The organism is Caenimonas sp. SL110 (assembly GCF_001044395.1).
Taxonomy (GTDB): domain Bacteria; phylum Pseudomonadota; class Gammaproteobacteria; order Burkholderiales; family Burkholderiaceae_C; genus Ramlibacter.
In genome coordinates, this window is record NZ_JANU01000041.1 from 15,306 (window position 1) to 32,309 (window position 17,004).

Genomic DNA, 17,004 nt, shown 5'->3' on the forward strand with positions numbered 1-17,004 from the left:
TCCGGGCGACGCAGCGCCACCATTTGCTCAGAGGTCACTGAAGCGGTGTGACGTAGTTCACAAACCGCCGTGGTCCCAGCCGCCTGGCTGCCTTAAGGCATCTGCGCAATAACCTCGGCAACCGCTGCCGTCAGCTTGCGCGCATACGGCACATGCAGGAATTCGTTCGGGCCGTGTGCATTGCTCTTGGGGCCCAGCACCCCGCAAACCATCATTTGCGCCTTCGGGAATCCCTTGCTCAGCATGCTCATGAGCGGAATCGTCCCGCCTTGCCCGATGAATCCGCACGGAGCGCCGAAATGCGCCTGCGACGCCTGGTCGAGCGCATTCTGGAACCAGCTCGCCGTCGATGGGGCGTTCCATCCTGTCGCGCCGCCGTTGGACTCGAAGGTGACCTTGGCCTGGTAGGGCGCGTTGTCTTCGAGCAGGGTCTTGAGTTCCTGCACCGCCTGCGCCGCTTCCACCAGAGGCGGCAGACGCAGCGACAGCTTGAACGCGGTGTAGGGGCGCAGCACATTGCCGGCATCCTGCAGCGAAGGAAAGCCCTCAGCCCCCGTCACGGAGAGCGTCGGCGTCCAGGTGCGGTTGACCAGGGCCTGAACCGGATCAGTCGTCGTCGGCAGCGCGAATGCAGTGGAGCCGCCGCAGTCGTAGTGCGCCCACGGGAATCGCTTGTAGACCTCATCGCCCAGGATCGCGGCCGTGGCTTTGGCCTGCGCAAGCCGGTCTGCGGGCACCTCGCAATGGAAGCTGGCGGGCAACAGGCGCCCGGTCTTGCTGTCTTCCAGGCGGTCGAGCACTTGCCGCATGATCCGAAAGCTCGACGGCACCAGTCCCGAGGCGTCACCCGAGTGCACGCCCTCGGTCAGGATTTCGACTTTCAACGTGCCGCTGGCCATCCCGCGCAGCGATGTGGTGAGCCACAGCTGGTCGTAGTTGCCGGCGCCCGAATCGAGGCAGATCACGAGCGACACTTCGCCCAGGCGTGGCCGCAGCGCATCGACATACGGCAGCAGGTCATAAGAGCCCGATTCCTCGCAGGTCTCGACCAGACCCACGATACGCGGGTGCGGCACGTTCTGCGCCTTGAGCGCCTGGACGGCAGCGATGCTTGCGTAGACCGCATAGCCGTCGTCTGCGCCGCCACGGCCATAGAGCTTGCCGTCTTCGTATTTCGGCGTCCAGGGTCCCAGGTCGTTGCGCCAGCCGCTGAATTCGGGTTGCTTGTCCAGGTGGCCGTACATCAACACCGTCTCGGTGCTGCCGGGCTTCGTCGCCGGAATTTCAAAGAACAGGACCGGCGTGCGGCCTTCCAGCCGGACCACTTCGAGCTTCAGGCCTTCTACCTTTTGCGCTTCGACCCAGGCGGCCGCATTGCGCATCACGGTCTCCAGGTAGCCGTGGGCGGCCCAGTCCTTGTCAAAGCCTGGCGACTTGGCCGGGATCGCAATGTAGTCGGTGAGCTGGCGAACGATGTCGCCATCCCACTTGGCTGTGGTGTGGGCCAGGGCGGCGACAGGGTCGAGCAGGCCTTGGGGAATCTCGCGGTGCAGCGGTGCGTTCATGGTGTGTGCGTGTTGTGTCAGGAGTCAATCCGCCACTGTACGCCGGGGCCGGAGACGGCGCTAGAGTGGAACCTTTGTCGCAAGGGGCGGGGCATGGGAATTAGGGAAAACAACACGCGCATCCGTGTTGGCGTGGGCGGCTGGACCTTCGAGCCCTGGCGGAGCAATTTTTACCCCAAGGGACTCGCGCACAGCAAAGAGCTGCACTACGCGAGCCGTCAGCTCACGGCGATCGAAGTCAACGCAACGTACTACAGCACTTTCAAGCCCGCGGCCTTCGCCAAATGGCGAGACGAGACGCCCGGGAACTTCGTGTTCTCGCTCAAGGCGAATCGTTTCGCTACCAACCGGCGCGTCCTTGCCGGAGCCGGCGAGTCGATCGAACGCTTTGTTGGCAGCGGCATTTCGGAACTGGGCGACAAGCTCGGCCCCATCGTGTGGCAGTTCATGCCCACCAAGCCGTTCGACGCGCCCGATTTCGAGGCATTTCTCAAGCTGCTGCCGCACCATGTTGGCGACCGCAAGCTGCGTCACGTCCTCGATGTGCGCCACGACAGCTTCAACGATCCGCAGTTCCTGCCGCTGGCGCGCCGCTTCGGATGCACGGTGGTCCACACCGACTCGGAAAAATTCCCGGCCATCGCCGACGCGCAAAGCGACCTTGCCTATATCCGCCTGATGCGCAGCACCTCGCAATGCCCCACCGGATACCCGCCCAGCGAAATCGCCAAGTGGGCTGAAGGCGCTCGTGCATGGACGGCAAAAGGGCCTTCTCGCGAGGTGTTCGTCTTCTTCATCAACGGGGCCAAGGAGCGCGCGCCAGCCGGCGCCTGCGAGCTGATTCATACACTTGGATAGCTCCAGCCAACGGCTGGCACGTCCTATGCTGGTCTTCAACAGCGAGACGGTAGGAGCGGGCTTACGAACAGTGCCGCCTGCGTCGTTCAAGGGAGCCCATTGGAAACGCTTCAAATTCAAAGCGTGACAGCAAAAGCCGTTGGAGACACATAGCATGGCCTACGTTTTCGAAACCGTCCCCGCCAATCGGGGCCTGATTGACCTGGATGATCCCCGCGAGGTGAGCTGGTGGCGAAAGCGTTTCGACTGCAGCGAAGTTCAGCTGCGCCGTGCCGTCGCGCAAGTCGGGCCGTCGGCGGCCCATGTCGAGCAGGTGCTCGATGGCAGCGCATTCATTGTCACCCTTGCACCGGCCTGAGAAGCCAGGCTTTCATCTAGGCGTCCAACCACTTCAACTCACCCTGCCCCGCCTCGTTCAGCCGAACGACGAGTGCCTGCATGGCTGTGCCGTCGAGCATGAAATCGAACACCACGGTGTCATCGTGGCTCACTGCCTTTAAGTCCGCCCCGGCCAGCTTCAACTCCCGGCGTACCAGGCCCTCCATCGAATACGGCACTGCGCACTTGAGCGCGACCAGCTCCACCTTTTCAATTTTCTGCGCCGTCAGCAGCGCTTGCGCAACCGCGTCGGTGTAGGCGCGCACAAGGCCGCCCGCACCCAGCTTCACGCCGCCGTAATACCTCACCACCGTAGCGAGGACGCCGTCCAGGTCTTGCCTGCGCAGCACCTCCAGCATCGGCCGACCTGCAGTGCCCGATGGCTCGCCGTCATCATTGGCCGCCGACTGGCCGCCTGCCAGCAGCGCCCAGCAAACATGGGTCGCGCTCGGGTGCTCCAGCCGAAGCCTTGCAACGATGTTCAAGGCCTCGCCGCGATCACTGACCGACTGCACGCAGCCGATGAAACGACTCTTCCTGATGACCAGCTCGCTCGCAACGGGCTGCGCGATGCCAAACGCCACCCGCTAGCGCCAGTTGTTCAACCAGCCCAATCCGGCCGACGTGCCGCCGGGCACCGAACCGCGGGCAGGGCGGTACTCACACCCGATCCAGCCGTCCCAGCCGCATTTGGCGGAGACCTCATCGATCACCTTGAAGAGGTAGGGATAGTTCATCTCGCCGATGTCGGGTTCATGGCGCTCGGGCACGCCCGCGATCTGCAAGTGCCCGACCCGGCCTGTCGGCAGGTATTGACGGATCTTCATCGCGACGTCGCCTTCGACGATCTGGCAGTGGTACAGGTCCATCTGCACTTTCGCGTTGGGCGCATCGATCTCGCCAAGCAGCTCGTGCGCGTGGTCCTGGCGATTGAGGAAAAACCCGGGAATGTCGCGCGTGTTGATCGGCTCCATCAGCACATCGACGCCTTGCCTGGCAGCCTGCTGCGCGGCCCAGCGCAGGTTTGCGACATAGGTGGGGCGCACGGCGGCGCGCTCAATTCCTGCTGGCACCAGTCCGGCCATCACATGGATTCGCGGGCACTTCAAGGCATCTGCATAGCGCAGCGCCGACTCGATCCCCTGGCGGAACTCCGCTTCGCGACCCGGCAGGCAGGCGATGCCTCGCTCGCCCTTGTCCATATCACCCGGCGGCGCGTTGAACAGCACCTGCTGCAATCCATTGGACTCGAGACGTGCGGTGATTTCAGATGCATCAAACGCGTACGGAAACATGAATTCCACGGCTCGGAAACCATCGCGCGCGGCCGCGTCGAATCGCTCGAGGAATTCGAGCTCCGGGTACATCATGGAAAGATTGGCGGCAAACCGGGGCATAGGTGCTCCTCGTCGGAGCCGCCAGCATACCGCCTCAGGCGAGACCCGCGAGGCGAAGGAGCAGGCCCGCCACCGCGCAGGCGGCGATCACCGGCATCACACCCATCTTGAAACGCAAGAGGGCGAGCGCGGCAGCAGCAGCGATGGCCAGGCTGAACACATCGAGCTTGCCCGTCACAGGATGCCACGCGATATGCCCGAGAAAAAAGACACCCAGGCTCGCAATCACACCCACCACGGCGGCCGTGATGGCCGTCAGCGGCGCAGTGAACCTGAGGTTGCCGTGCGTCGCCTCCACCAGCGGCCCACCCGCCAGGATGAACAGGAAAGACGGCAAAAAGGTGAACCAGGTGACGATGCTTGCTGCCAATGCCGCGCCCACGAATTGCATGCCGGGACCCAGCACCTGTTGCGACCAGCCGCCGACAAATCCAACGAACGCAACAACCATGATGAGCGGACCCGGCGTGGTTTCGCCCAGCGCCAATCCGTCGATCATCTGCGGCCCGGTCAGCCAATGGAAATGCTCGACCGCACCCTGGTACACATAGGGCAGCACCGCATAGGCGCCGCCGAACGTGAGCAGCGCAGCCTTGGTGAAAAACCAGCCCATCTGCGACAGGGTGTCGTCCCAGCCGCGCGTGGCGACCAGCACACCCATCGGAACCAGCCACAGCAGCGCGCCTGCGACCACCACCGCCGCCAGTCGCGACGGCTTGAAACGCGCGTGTTCAGGGGTGGGCGTGTGGTCATCGATCACGAAGGGCTCGCCGGGTTCCAGCTTCGCGCTGGAGCCATGTCCGCCCGCGCCTGCAAACTGGGTGGGCAGGTACCGTCCACCCAGCGCCCCGATGATCGCTGCTGCAAGCACCACGGCGGGAAACGGCACGCGCACGATCGCTACCGCCACGAAGCTCGCGACAGCGATGAACCACAGCAGCGGCACGCGGCGAGGATGCTTGAGCGTGCGGCTCCCGATACGCCAGACCGCCTGCAACACGATGGCTGCCACGGCCGGCTTGATGCCGTAGAAGATGCCTGCGACCCAGGCGACATCACCATAGGCCATGTAGACCCAGCTCAGGCCGATCAGGATGAACAGCGAGGGCAGCACAAACAGGGCGCCGGCCACCACCCCGCCCCAGGTTTTGTGCATCAACCAGCCGATGTAGGTCGCCAGTTGCTGCGCCTCCGGACCGGGCAGCAGCATGCAGTAGTTGAGGGCATGCAGGAAGCGCCGCTCGGAGATCCAGCGCTTTTGCTCGACCAGTTCCCTGTGCATGATTGCAATCTGCCCGGCGGGTCCGCCAAAGCTGATGAACCCCAGGCGCAACCAGAAGCGAAGCGCCTGACCAAATGGAACTGCGCTCATGCGTTGCTTTCTTTCGTTGCTGGTACCTGCCATGTATGGCGCTCGTTCGATGCACCCCTGCACCAGGCATAAAGCGCATCGTAGACCGGCATCGCAGCCGTCAGCATCGCGTGGTCGTCGGCGTACAGCCGCGACAGACCCAGCGAGACCGCAAGCAGGCCCGCCGATTGCGGGGCGAGATTCAGGCGGTCGGTATCTGCCCCTCGCACGATCCTGGCGAGCGCTTCGAGTGCGCGGTCGCGAAGATCGAAAGCCTTGAGCAGCGCGTCAAAACTGCACTGGTCACCCTCGTGCGTGATCGGCGCATCGGCGATGTCATAGGGCACCGCGCGCAGCCGCTGCGCCTCCTCAAAGACCTGGTCAGTCGGCACGTAGTGAAACCGTGCGTTCGGGTCGATGAAACGCGTGATGAGCCAAGGGCACGCAATGCGGTCGATCTTGGGACGCGCGCGGGTGATCCACTGCGATGGCGCCTGCCCCGTCACGCCCAGATCCGGACGCTTGCGAATGGTCGGCAAGCCCGCTTCGATGAGGCCTTCGATGCCGCCTTGCAGGAACCGGGCGTTCCAGCCGGCGGCGCGCAGCCCGGATGCAGCCTGCTCTCCGATCTCCAGGCCGTGCACGCAATAGACGACGACGTCGCCGGGCGGATGCGCTGCCACCAGATCGGCAACCGCGTCGGGCGCGCAGCGCAACGCGCCGGGCACCATGCGGTCACTCTCGGCAAAGCGCACGTCGCGTCTCACGTCGAGCAGCATGGGCGCACCGGGATGCCCGACGAGGTTCGAAAGTTCAGAAGGGGAGATGGAAAACGTTGATGGCATAGAGGTGTCCACGAAAAACTCCAACAAGGAAGTTGCCAGCGCTTGGACGGGACACCGTCTATCTCGGGAGACCGGGAGGCTGTGTTCCCGATGGGTCCGATGCTAACCCAGGCACGGCCCTCACTTCAACCGCGCTCGAACCTGAACACTGCCGTGCTCGCACGGGCGTTCGGCATGAAACGCACTTCGCGGCCATCCTGCAAGCCGAATGCATCGAGGATGGAAAGGCGGTTGCGAGTGGCGAGCACCTCGAAGTCCTTGTAGGTGCCCACGCGAATGTTGGGCGTGTCGTACCACTGGTAGGGCAGGCGCCGGGTCACGGGCATGCGACCGCGCATCACGGCCAGGCGGTTGGGCCAATGCGCAAAATTGGGGAAGGCGACGATGCCTGTGCGACCGACGCGCGCGGTTTCGACCAGCATCGTTTCTGTGTTGCGCAAGTGCTGGAGTGTGTCGACCTGCAGGACCACATCGAAGGACGAATCGTCGAACATCGACAGGCCTTCGTCCAGGTTCAGCTGGATCACATTGATGCCTCGCTTGACGCACGCGAGTACATTGGCATCGTCGATTTCAATGCCGTATCCGCTGCAGCCGCGCTCGCGCTGCAGGTAGTCGAGCATCGCGCCATCGCCGCAGCCCAGGTCCAGCACGCGTGAGCCCCTGGGCACCAGCGCTGCAATCGATTCCATCGCCTGGCGTTCGCTCATGCGGCCTCCAGTACGGTTTCAGCGGCAATGCGTTCGAAGTAGGCGCGCACCACCGACAGGTAGCGTGCGTCCTCCAGCAGGAATGCATCGTGGCCGTGGGGCGCGTCGATCTCTGCATAGCTCACGTCGCGGCGGTTGTCGAGCAGCGCTTTGACCAGCTCGCGGCTGCGCGATGGCGCGAAACGCCAGTCGGTCGTGAAGCTCACCAGCAGGAACTTCGCCTGCACTTGTGCGAACGCGCGGGTCAGGCTGCCGTCGTGCTTGAGCGCCGGGTCGAAGTAGTCGAGCGCGCGGGTGATGAGCAGGTAGGTGTTGGCGTCGAAATAGTCGCTGAACTTGTCGCCCTGGTAGCGCAGGTAGCTTTCGATCTGGAACTCCACGTCCTGCGTGGTGTAGCGCACGTCGCTGGCGTTTTGCAGCTGCCGCCCGAATTTTTCATTCATCACGTCGTCAGACAGGTACGTGATGTGGCCGATCATGCGCGCGATGCGCAAACCGCGTTTCGGCACGACGCCATGCTCGTAGAAATGCCCGCCGTGAAAATCCGGGTCGGTGACGATGGCGCGGCGCGCGACTTCGTTGAATGCGATGTTTTCTGCCGTGAGGTTGGGCGCGCTGGCAACCACCACCGCATGGCGCACCCGATCGGGATACTGCAATGTCCACGACAACGCCTGCATGCCGCCCAGGCTGCCGCCCATCACGGCAGCCAACGTACTGATGCCCAACCCATCCAGCAGGCGCGCCTGGGCGTCGACCCAGTCTTCGACGGTGACGACCGGGAAATCGGCGCCATAGACCTTGCCCGTATCCGGGTTCACATCCATCGGGCCGGTTGAGCCAAAGCAGGAGCCCAGGTTGTTGACGCCGATGACGAAGAACCGGCGGGTGTCCACCGGCTTGCCCGGGCCGATCATCGTGTCCCACCAGCCTTCGGAGTTGGGCTGGCCTTCATAGACGCCCGCCACATGGTGCGAGGCATTCAGTGCATGGCAAATCAGCACCGCGTTGCTCTTGTCGGCATTGAGCGTGCCGTAGGTTTCGTAGGCAAGCGCGTAGTCGCGAACCGACGCACCGCTGCGAAGTGGCAAGGGCGCTTCAAAGGACATCAACTGCGAAACAGCAACCAGCGTCATGGCAAGAAAAATCCCGGCGTCGCCAAAGAAGCGAGGCCGGGATGCACTGGCTGTCTTTAGCTGAATTTATTGAGCGCCCGCAAGCTGAGGCAAATCGGCGCTGGATGCCAGTATATCAACGCATATCCCAATTGCATGATTCATGTCGGCGCACGTTTCTGGCGCAGTTTTTGCTTGTTTTTGGTGCGCGTCGTGCTGGCCGCACAGAAGCGCACCAATTCATTGCAAAACATCCATCGGAGGGGATATGGAAGCACTAAAACAGGGCTCGGATGCCTTGTTCATCTTGCTGGGCGGCATCATGGTGCTGGCCATGCATGCAGGTTTCGCGTTCCTGGAACTGGGAACCGTGCGCAAGAAGAACCAGGTCAATGCGCTGGTGAAGATCCTTGTGGACTTCTCGGTATCTACCGTCGTCTATTTCGCAGTCGGTTATGGCGTGGCCTACGGGACGAGCTTTTTCATTGGCGCGGAGCAACTGGCTGCGAAAAACGGCTACGACCTGGTGAAGTTTTTCTTTCTGCTCACCTTTGCGGCGGCCATCCCCGCCATCATTTCAGGGGGCATTGCGGAGCGCGCCAGGTTCGGCCCGCAGCTCATCGCGACCGCGGTGATCGTGGGCTTCGTCTATCCGCTGTTTGAAGGTATCGCGTGGAACCAGGCATTCGGCGTGCAGGCCTGGATCAAGTCGGTCACCGGCCAGGAGTTCCACGACTTCGCAGGCTCGGTCGTCGTCCATGCCATGGGCGGCTGGCTCGCGCTTCCTGCAGTGATCCTGCTGGGCGCCCGCAGCAATCGCTACCGCAAGGACGGCGCGATCTCGGCGCATCCGCCGTCCAACATCCCCTTCCTGGCGCTCGGCGCATGGATTCTGACGGTGGGCTGGTTCGGCTTCAACGTGATGAGCGCGCAGACCATCGACAAGATTTCGGGGCTCGTCGCAGTGAACTCGCTGATGGCCATGGCCGGCGGGACGTTGGCAGCCACACTCATCGGCCGCAACGACCCGGGCTTCGTGCACAACGGCCCGCTCGCCGGGCTGGTCGCGGTTTGCGCAGGCTCCGACCTGATGCACCCGCTGGGCGCGCTGGTCGTGGGCGCGATTGCGGGCGCGATCTTCGTGGGCATGTTCACACTGACCCAGAACAAATGGAAGATCGATGACGTGCTGGGCGTGTGGCCGCTGCACGGGCTTTGCGGCGCATGGGGCGGTATCGCTGCGGGAATCTTTGGCCTGAAGGCATTCGGCGGGCTGGGCGGCGTGAGCCTGCTGGCGCAGTTGATCGGAACCTTGCTCGGCGTTGCGTGGGCGCTGCTCGCGGGATTTGCGGTCTACGGAACCATCAAGGCCCTGCTGGGCCTGCGCCTGTCGGCTGAAGATGAATACGCAGGCGCAGACATTTCGATTCACCGCATCGGCTCGACACCGGAGCGCGAAGTCAACTGGTAGCGCGAGGCAAGGCGGGATCGCCCGACCGGCGAGGCAGCAACAGGCGCTCCAGAGACCACGAGCCGGGGCCGAAGATGGCCAGACCCGCCAGCAACGAGCCCCAGAAGATGTGTTGCTGCAACGCCGCCGGCGCAATCTCACTGAGCGAGATGACCGCAACCGCGTTCACCACGAACAGTCCGAGCGCAGCAAAACGCCCGCCAAGTCCGAGCACCAGCATCACCGGCAACACCAGCTCGCCTGCTGTTCCTGCCAGGGCCGCCATCGCGGGCGACAGGAGCGGCACCTTGTATTCATCGGCGAAGAGAGCCAGCGTCGTGTCCCAATCGCGGATCTTGGTCAGGCCTGACAGAAAGAAGGCTTGCGCCAGATACACACGCGCTGCCAGCGCGGCCAGGGGTTGCAGGGATTCCAGCGCACCACTGAGCAATCGCCAGGCCCTGCGTACGGGCTGGACAAGAGGTTGGGCGGCAATGGACATAGAGGCTCCTTGGTAATTTGTTCAGCGATGTGCGACCGCCATGAGCAGGCCCTGCTGCACGGCGCGCACAAGCCATGCGTTGAAGTCCAGATCCGGCGCGGCCAGCAATGAGTCGGCCAGTGAGCGGTGATCCCGCAACGCAGCGATAAAGCTCGCCTCGCCGTCGGCGCACGCGCGAAACCGCGGGGTCCAGCCATCTCGCCAGATGAGGGCTGCCTGGGGCGCTTCGCCGTGCACGCGCGTTGACCGATGCTCGATCATCGAAACAACGGGATAGGTACTGCGGACCAGACCGGTCGCAGGCGCCAGCACCAGCGTGAGCAACTGAGGATCGCGATCGGCCAGCACCTGGAAAGAGGCCGCGTCACGTGCAGCGTCAGGTGCATCGCCCGTGCGATGCAGCAACCACTCCACGCGCGCCACATCGGCAATGCCGGGCTCGTCGGCACACAGTTCACTGATCGATTCGATCAATGCCGGCAAGCCGCCGCCCCACTGCGCCACGTCGCCAAGAGTGGGGGGATCCGCGCGCCAAAGACGCACCGCGAGCCGCTTGAAAGTGGCGTCGCCCAGAATCTGCGCAGTGACCGGATAGACCGCGCACAAGGCGCGCTGCGCAAGCTCGATGCCATTGCTGCGATAGGCGAGCAATCCACGCTGCCAAAGCGGATGCCGTGCGAGCAAGTTTGCATCGGCGACAAAGGCGATCGCCCGATCATGCGCAGGAAGCATGAGCGCCTGAACCATCTGGCGCTGCTGGCTCGCAAGGCAAAACGTCATGCGGCGACCTGCATGGATTGCTGCGCGATGACGAGGGCCTTGCCGGCTTCTCCCAGCAGCACGCCCAGCGCTGGCACGCCCGTGTCCCATTCGACAAGTGCAGGCACATCACCAAACCGCATGACGGCGTGACGGTACAAGTCCCACACATCATCGGCCACGATGCTGCCGTGATCATCGATCACGATCTCAGGCGTGCGGCAATGACCGGCCAGGTGAATCTCTGCGACATCGCCGGGGTTGATGGCATCGAGCCAGCGCTTGCAGGACACCAAAGGATCGGCATCGCTGCCACCCATGCCGGCATTGAGCGCATTGACGTAGATATTGTTCAGGTCCACCAGCAAACTGCAGCCCGTGCGTGTCGCCAGCTGCGAGAGGAATTCGGTTTCGCTACGGTCGCTGCCCATGAACTCGACGTAGGAAGACAGATTCTCGACCAGCAACGAGCGCTTCAGGCGATCCTGCACGCGCTGGACGTTGGAGCACAGAGCATCGAGTGCGCTGTCGTTGAATGGCAGGGGAAGAAGATCGGCGGCATGGACGCAGCGCCCGGCCCATTGCGCGCGCGCGAAGCAGGCGTGGTCGCTGACGCGCACAGGTTCTATGCGCTCGACCAGGCGCTGCAGTCGATCGAGGTGCCAGGCGTCAACGCCCTCGGCCGAACCGAGGGCCAGGCCAACGCCATGCAAACTGATGGCGTAGTCACGTCGACCGTGCTCAAGCACTGCGAGCGCCGCACCACCTTCGCCAAAAAAATTCTCCGAGTGAACTTCCAGGAAGCCAAGCGATGGCTGCTCGCGCAACAGCTCTTCGTAGTGCGGATGGCGCCAGCCGATGCCGATGGCAGTCAAGTGCGGCTCCCTGGATCTCGCAAATGGCGCGGCTCAGGCCTTCTTCGCCTTCATCTTCGCTTCGTCGGCGGACATGCCATTCATGGTCTTGCAGGTGCCCTTTGCAACATATTTCCATTCGGCTGCGTCGTCGCTCACCTTGGCCTGCCCAGCGCACGAATGCGAGCCGGTGAGGTTGGCGCAATCGTTCATGCCTGCCTTGGCGATGCCATAGCACTTCTCTTTTTCCTGCGCTGCAGCTGGCGTCGCGACAAGCAGGGTGGACAACAGGGATGCTGCGGCTGCAGCGACGAGGGCACGTTGGTTCATGGAAGCTCCAGTGATTGAAAGGTTGAACAACAACCAGGGCGCCTGCAATCAAGATCCGCTGGTTGCAGCTTGGTCAGCGCTGCGGCGGCGTTCTTACACACGAAAAACAATTTTTTAAAGCAACTCGGCGATCCGGTCCCATGCTTCGGCAGGAATGCGGCCACGCCAGCTATCGACCACCTGTCCGCTCTTGTCGATGAGATATGCAGCCGGCAACTGTGCGTGCCTGCCAAAGCCATCCTGATAACCGGCATCACCTGACCAGAGCTGCACGAAACGCTGCTTGACCGGCACGGTCCGCGAAATGATCTGTTCATAGTCCTGCAGATCCCTGATGCGGCGGTCGGTGCTGACCAGCACCAACTCGAAGGGTTTGGCACGCCAACCCTCGACGTTCTGGCGAAGCTCGGGCATCTTGTCGCGGCATACGGCGCAGTCGGTGGACCAGAACATCAGGAGCACGACCTTGCCTTTGAGCGAGGCCAGATTGAACGCTCGCCCCTCGATGGTCTTGCCTTCGAGAAAGGGTGAAGCTGGTGCACGCGCTGTAGCAGGAACCTGCGCGAATACGTGCGCCGCAAACGGCGCCGCGAACAAGACGGTGGCAGCCGCGAAAGCGATCTTGCAAATGGATTTCATCCGCCTTGGTCGTGTGCGATGATTTACTCTTACAAATGTCCGAAACATCTTTCGAGCACCAGCTCGCCGAACACCGGGTCTACCTGATGCGATTCGCGCGGCTGCAGCTTCGCAATGACGCATGGGCGGAAGACGCAGTCTCGGAGACCATCCTGGCGGCGCTTTCCAAGCCACAATCTTTCGGCAATCGAAGCCAGCTCAAGACCTGGCTGGTCGGCATCCTCAAGCACAAGGTGATCGACCAGTTGCGCCAACGAAAGCGGGAAGTGACCCTGTCCGACGATGATGGGGATGGGACCGAAGAACTGGAGGCGCTGATGTTCAAGGCCGATGGTCATTACGTGCAAAGACCCGCCGACTGGGGCAACCCCGAGCAGGAACTCGATTCACGCCAGTTCTTTGCCGTCCTTGAAGCTTGCACGGAGAAACTGCCGGCAGCGATGGGGCGCGTGTTCATGATGCGGGAATGGCTCGAGTTGCCCAGCGACGAGATCTGTAAGGAGCTGGGGCTGACGGCGACCAATCTCTATGTGCAATTACACCGGGCGCGCCTCAGGCTGCGAGAGTGCCTGGAGCTCAACTGGTTTGGAAACCACCCCGCCTCATGATGTTCCTGCCCTCCTGTAAAGAAGCCGCCGCCCTGTTGATCGCAAGGGAAGATCGCCCGTTACCGCTGAAGGATCGGGTGGCCCTGCGCATCCATCTGGCTGCATGCAATGCCTGTCCGGTGTTCGAAAAGCAGCTGCTTATCTTGCGAAATTCACTGTCGAACTGGCGAAATTACAACCAAGACGCTACAAACTAGCTTCACAAGGGGTTCCCATGCGGTGCTTTATTGCCCCATAATCCTTGTGTGTCCGCGCGTATGCGGCACAGGTTTGCGGTGAATGGTCGGTTTCGCGTGGTTTGTAGCTTGCGTTTTTCGGACTCCATCGCTTTTGGCGTGTTTTTTTTTGTGGAGTCCATGCAATGGGCAATAAACTTTACGTGGGCAACCTGCCCTATTCCTACCGCGACAGCGACCTCGAACAGGCCTTCGGCCAGTACGGCGCAGTCACCAGCGCAAAAGTCATGATGGAACGTGACACCGGCCGCTCGAAGGGCTTCGGCTTCGTCGAGATGAGCAATGACGCAGAAGCCAAGGCAGCTATCGAAGGCATGAACGGCCAGCAGGTCGGCGGCCGCGGTCTCGTTGTCAACGAGGCTCGTCCCATGGAATCGCGTCCTCGCACCGGCGGCTTCGGCGGCGGTGGTGGTGGCGGCGGTTACGGCGGTGGTGGCGGTGGTGGCGGCGGCTACGGTGGTGGCGGCGGCGGCGGTCGTCGTGAAGGCGGCGGCGGCGGTTACGGTGGTGGCGGCGGCGGTGGCCGTGGCGGCTACTAAGCCCAAGACGCAATCGTCTTTCGCTTGAAAGCAATGAAAAGGGCCTACGGGCCCTTTTTTTGTATCTCCGGGGGCCTTAAGGCCCCTTTTTCATGGGCGTTGCTGAGTGCTTCGCTTAGGGTTTTTGTGGGTTCGCACCTGCGACGCAGGTGGTGCACGGCGAGCAAATATCTGTTCATAATTACATCGCGTGCAGGCAGTATCGCGCGCAGGATTGCGGTGAACAGGTCACTTTCGCGCTCGCTCAGGTTCAAGTTGAATGCGTTTTCGGGACTCCATCGCTACGTTCAAGACTTTTTCTGCAGGAGTCCCCTTCAATGGGCAACAAACTTTACGTCGGTAACCTGCCTTACTCCGTTCGCGACAGCGACCTGGAGCAGGCCTTCGGTCAGTTCGGCGCTGTCACCAGCGCCAAGGTGATGATGGAACGCGACACCGGGCGCTCCAAGGGCTTTGGGTTTGTCGAAATGGGCAGTGATGGGGAAGCCCAGGCAGCCATCAATGGCATGAACGGCCAGCCGCTGGGCGGCCGCAGCGTCGTGGTCAACGAAGCACGCCCGATGGAAGCGCGCCCCCCGCGCTCAGGTGGTGGCGGCGGCGGTTATGGCGGCGGTGGAGGCGGGGGCTATGGCGGCGGTGGCGGCGGTTACGGCGGCGGAGGTGGGGGTGGATATGGCGGCGGTGGCGGTGGCGGCGGTCGTCGTGAAGGCGGCGGCGGTGGCGGCGGTTACCGCGGCGGCGGTGGTGGAGGCGGCGATGGAGGCTTTCGCAGCCCCTACGGAAGCGGTCCGCGAGGCGGTGGCGGTGGAAGTGGCGGCGGAAACCGCGGCGGCTACTGAGCGCTTTGCCTGAATGAACAAGCCCTCTCTGTGAGGGCTTTTCAGTTTTTGGCTTTCGCGTCAGCGGCCTTCGCCCTGGCGGTGCTTTCTGGGCCTTCCCGCCAGCAGTTTGTCGAACAACGGGTTCGGCATGACACGAAGCAGCTTGGCCGCGACTCCCATCTGCCAGGGAATCACCCTGTAGCTGCGGCCGGCCTCAATCGTTCGAAACGCCTGCTGCGCAAAGTCTTCGGGCTTCATGAGGAACGGCATCGAGTACCGGTTGGCGCGAGTCAGCGGCGTGTCGATGTAACCCGGGCAGATCGTGACGACCTTGACTCCGCTTGAGCGCAATTCTCCCCGCAGGCTTTCGCAGTAGCTGATCACTGCGGCCTTGCTCGAACAGTAGGCACCGTGGCCGGGCAGGCCACGAATGCCGGCCACGCTGCCGATTCCCACCAAAGCCCCAGAGCCGCGTCGGACCATCGCATCGATGAACGGATGAAATGTTGCGGCGAGGCCTACGTTGTTGGTTGCGAAGGTGCGGGCCAGCACTTCGATGTCTTCCAGCACTGCCGTGTCCATTCCGACGCTGATGCCTGCATTTGCAATGACGGCTTGGGGAACGCCTTGCGCCTCGATGCATGCGCGTCCGGCCGCAGTGATGCTCGCCGTATCTGCAACATCGCACGCATAGACCTGGTATCGATCGCGCGCCAGGCCGACGCCTTGAGCCCAGGTCTCGATTTCGCCGCCCCTGCGCGCAGCAAGCGCGAGTCGCCAGCCGGCCTGGTGGTAGCGCAAGGCAAGTGCCTGGCCGATGCCACTGGACGCGCCTGTGATGAATGCCAGCCTGTCCATGGTCTAGGGCTGATTGGGTGTCAGCACCCCTTTGACACGGCCCTTGAGTTCCATGACCTGCTCAAGGTTGTCGAACTCCATGTTGTCGGCAGTAAACCTGTCGTTGCCGCGCGTGAGCTCAACCGGCTTGGGTGAGCGGACCTTTTCGGTATCGACGAACACATGAAGAAGGTCACCGCGAACAACGAGCTTGGGGCGTACCTTTCCATCCTTGTCGGCAGTGGCATCGCGGGTGACCACGGCACCCCCGATCAATTGAACTTCAGTTGCATCGGCGTTGCTGATCGCCGTGCGTGCCGTGGCTGTTGTGAGTTCGCCTCGAATGTTGAAAGAGCGGATGCGGGGCTGGTCGATTTCGAGAACGTCGGTATCCGGGTAATGCCGCCCCTCCGTGCCAAACACCTCGCTCTTCAAGCGGCCTTGGGCGTCGAACGTCCGCACGGAGAAGCCGCGCATGTAGTAGTCGGGTTCGTGAGTCACGGGGCGCTGCGGGCTCGCCGGTCCAGTGATGGGCGTGTTGCGCGCAAGCCAGTAGGTGCCAAGGGCCATGATCGCCATCAGGATGATCGGCAGGTAGATCGATGCGCGCTCCCAGCCCGCACGGATCAGCACCCAGGGAGCCGTGCGACCAGCCGCCGTGCTCATGCGTAGCCTTCCAGCAGGTCTGCATACCGGCCACTGGCGACCAGCAGCAAGTCGCAAAACTCGCGTGCTGCGCCTTCGCCGCCGCGCAGTTGGGTGACATAGCGCGCTCTTGCGCGGACTTCCGCATGCGCATTGGCGGGGGCGCACGAAAATGCGCAGCGTGCCATCACAGGCAGGTCGGGCCAGTCGTCGCCGATCGCGGCGGCCTGTGCCCAATCCAGCCCCAGTTCAGCCAATGTCTTTTCTGCGGCAGGGCGTTTGTCTTCGGTGCCGTAGTGAACGTGTGAAATACCCAGCGCTTGAAGCCGGTTGCGCAGCGGCTTCGAATCGCGGCCCGTGATCACGGCAGGCGTGATGCCCGCGCGCTGGAGCAGTTTCATGCCCAGCCCGTCGAGGATGTTGAAGCGCTTGAGCGTTTCGCCCTCGTGCGAGAACAGCACGCCACCATCGGTGAGCACACCATCCACGTCGAAGAAGGCGACGCGAATGCCCTGCGCCGCCAGCAGCACATCGGGCGCGAAATTCAGTGCAGGCGGCATCGCGA

Annotated in this window: 21 protein-coding genes and 1 pseudogene; 7 read left to right on the plus strand and 15 right to left on the minus strand. The window is 62.9% G+C overall.

Features of this window, described 5'->3' with window-relative positions; all coding sequences use genetic code 11:
- Positions 1-92 precede the first annotated feature (92 nt).
- Positions 93-1,565: a M20 family metallopeptidase gene (locus tag AQ12_RS17845; protein ID WP_048441310.1), complete on the minus strand. Its 1,473-nt coding sequence runs from the start codon at positions 1,563-1,565 to the stop codon at positions 93-95.
- Between the two features lie 93 nt (positions 1,566-1,658).
- Between AQ12_RS17845 and AQ12_RS17850 the strand changes: the two genes are divergently transcribed.
- Complete coding sequence (locus AQ12_RS17850) at positions 1,659-2,423, plus strand: DUF72 domain-containing protein (RefSeq protein WP_048441311.1); 765 nt, start codon at positions 1,659-1,661, stop codon at positions 2,421-2,423.
- A gap of 154 nt (positions 2,424-2,577) precedes the next feature.
- A complete protein-coding gene (locus AQ12_RS17855; protein ID WP_048441312.1) occupies positions 2,578-2,781 on the plus strand; it encodes a DUF3606 domain-containing protein in 204 nt (67 codons plus the stop codon).
- Between the two features lie 16 nt (positions 2,782-2,797).
- On the opposite strand, the gene AQ12_RS17860 is transcribed toward AQ12_RS17855, so the two are convergent.
- The 6 genes from AQ12_RS17860 to AQ12_RS17885 form a co-directional block, all read right to left on the minus strand.
- A complete protein-coding gene (locus AQ12_RS17860; RefSeq protein WP_048441313.1) occupies positions 2,798-3,385 on the minus strand; it encodes a YigZ family protein in 588 nt (195 codons plus the stop codon).
- Positions 3,386-3,388: 3 nt separating this feature from the next.
- A complete protein-coding gene (gene otnI, locus AQ12_RS17865) occupies positions 3,389-4,198 on the minus strand; it encodes a 2-oxo-tetronate isomerase (protein ID WP_048441314.1) in 810 nt (269 codons plus the stop codon).
- A 34-nt stretch (positions 4,199-4,232) separates the two neighbouring features.
- Entirely contained in the window at positions 4,233-5,570 is a 1,338-nt protein-coding gene (gene chrA / locus AQ12_RS17870; protein ID WP_082151671.1) for a chromate efflux transporter, read from the minus strand.
- Complete coding sequence (locus AQ12_RS17875) at positions 5,567-6,406, minus strand: chromate resistance protein ChrB domain-containing protein (protein ID WP_053076791.1); 840 nt, start codon at positions 6,404-6,406, stop codon at positions 5,567-5,569. Before AQ12_RS17875 ends, chrA begins: the two co-directional genes overlap by 4 nt.
- Positions 6,407-6,519: 113 nt before the next feature.
- Entirely contained in the window at positions 6,520-7,104 is a 585-nt protein-coding gene (gene metW, locus AQ12_RS17880) for a methionine biosynthesis protein MetW (RefSeq protein WP_048441317.1), read from the minus strand.
- Entirely contained in the window at positions 7,101-8,240 is a 1,140-nt protein-coding gene (locus AQ12_RS17885; protein WP_048441318.1) for a homoserine O-acetyltransferase, read from the minus strand. Before AQ12_RS17885 ends, metW begins: the two co-directional genes overlap by 4 nt.
- 247 nt (positions 8,241-8,487) lie before the next feature.
- Here AQ12_RS17885 and AQ12_RS17890 point away from each other — a divergent pair, with 247 nt between their 5' ends.
- The gene (locus AQ12_RS17890; protein ID WP_048441319.1) at positions 8,488-9,690 is read left to right on the plus strand and encodes an ammonium transporter; all 1,203 of its coding nucleotides are present in this window, start codon (positions 8,488-8,490) and stop codon (positions 9,688-9,690) included.
- Here the strand turns inward: AQ12_RS17890 and AQ12_RS17895 are convergent.
- The 5 genes from AQ12_RS17895 to AQ12_RS17915 all read right to left on the minus strand — a co-directional run bounded on the left by AQ12_RS17895 (position 9,680) and on the right by AQ12_RS17915 (position 12,753).
- Entirely contained in the window at positions 9,680-10,171 is a 492-nt protein-coding gene (locus AQ12_RS17895) for a DoxX family protein (RefSeq protein WP_048441320.1), read from the minus strand. The two genes, AQ12_RS17890 and AQ12_RS17895, sit on opposite strands and share 11 nt — an antisense overlap.
- A 21-nt stretch (positions 10,172-10,192) precedes the next feature.
- Positions 10,193-10,951 carry a DUF2063 domain-containing protein gene (locus AQ12_RS17900; protein WP_048441321.1) on the minus strand — a complete coding sequence of 253 codons (759 nt, stop codon included), beginning with the start codon at positions 10,949-10,951 and terminating at the stop codon, positions 10,193-10,195.
- Positions 10,948-11,805 (minus strand): DUF692 domain-containing protein, encoded by an 858-nt coding sequence (locus tag AQ12_RS17905; RefSeq protein ID WP_053076788.1) that lies wholly within the window; start codon positions 11,803-11,805, stop codon positions 10,948-10,950. Before AQ12_RS17905 ends, AQ12_RS17900 begins: the two co-directional genes overlap by 4 nt.
- 33 nt (positions 11,806-11,838) lie before the next feature.
- Entirely contained in the window at positions 11,839-12,114 is a 276-nt protein-coding gene (locus AQ12_RS17910) for a DUF2282 domain-containing protein (protein ID WP_048441322.1), read from the minus strand.
- A 114-nt stretch (positions 12,115-12,228) separates the two neighbouring features.
- Complete coding sequence (locus tag AQ12_RS17915) at positions 12,229-12,753, minus strand: TlpA disulfide reductase family protein (protein ID WP_048441323.1); 525 nt, start codon at positions 12,751-12,753, stop codon at positions 12,229-12,231.
- 35 nt (positions 12,754-12,788) lie between these two features.
- Here AQ12_RS17915 and AQ12_RS17920 point away from each other — a divergent pair, with 35 nt between their 5' ends.
- The 4 genes and pseudogenes from AQ12_RS17920 (at position 12,789) to AQ12_RS23035 (ending at position 14,975) form a co-directional block, all read left to right on the plus strand.
- On the plus strand, positions 12,789-13,361 hold the full coding sequence (locus AQ12_RS17920; protein ID WP_048441324.1) for a sigma-70 family RNA polymerase sigma factor: 573 nt from the start codon (positions 12,789-12,791) through the stop codon (positions 13,359-13,361).
- Positions 13,358-13,558, plus strand: coding sequence for a zf-HC2 domain-containing protein (locus tag AQ12_RS22535; protein ID WP_082151673.1), 201 nt, complete (start codon positions 13,358-13,360; stop codon positions 13,556-13,558). The genes AQ12_RS17920 and AQ12_RS22535 overlap by 4 nt, the downstream gene beginning before the upstream one ends.
- A 164-nt stretch (positions 13,559-13,722) precedes the next feature.
- Positions 13,723-14,130, plus strand: a pseudogene (locus tag AQ12_RS23480) (RNA recognition motif domain-containing protein); the annotation flags it as partial.
- 323 nt (positions 14,131-14,453) lie between these two features.
- The gene (locus AQ12_RS23035; RefSeq protein ID WP_048441326.1) at positions 14,454-14,975 is read left to right on the plus strand and encodes an RNA-binding protein; all 522 of its coding nucleotides are present in this window, start codon (positions 14,454-14,456) and stop codon (positions 14,973-14,975) included.
- A gap of 60 nt (positions 14,976-15,035) precedes the next feature.
- Here the strand turns inward: AQ12_RS23035 and AQ12_RS17935 are convergent, their stop codons facing one another.
- From AQ12_RS17935 to AQ12_RS17945, 3 genes are read right to left on the minus strand one after another with little or no spacing between them, the layout of a single operon-like run.
- Complete coding sequence (locus AQ12_RS17935; RefSeq protein ID WP_048441327.1) at positions 15,036-15,815, minus strand: SDR family oxidoreductase; 780 nt, start codon at positions 15,813-15,815, stop codon at positions 15,036-15,038.
- A gap of 3 nt (positions 15,816-15,818) precedes the next feature.
- Positions 15,819-16,460: an LPS export ABC transporter periplasmic protein LptC gene (gene lptC, locus AQ12_RS17940; protein WP_048441328.1), complete on the minus strand. Its 642-nt coding sequence runs from the start codon at positions 16,458-16,460 to the stop codon at positions 15,819-15,821.
- Positions 16,457-16,999, minus strand: coding sequence for an HAD family hydrolase (locus AQ12_RS17945; RefSeq protein WP_048441329.1), 543 nt, complete (start codon positions 16,997-16,999; stop codon positions 16,457-16,459). The genes lptC and AQ12_RS17945 overlap by 4 nt, the downstream gene beginning before the upstream one ends.
- Positions 17,000-17,004 lie beyond the last annotated feature (5 nt).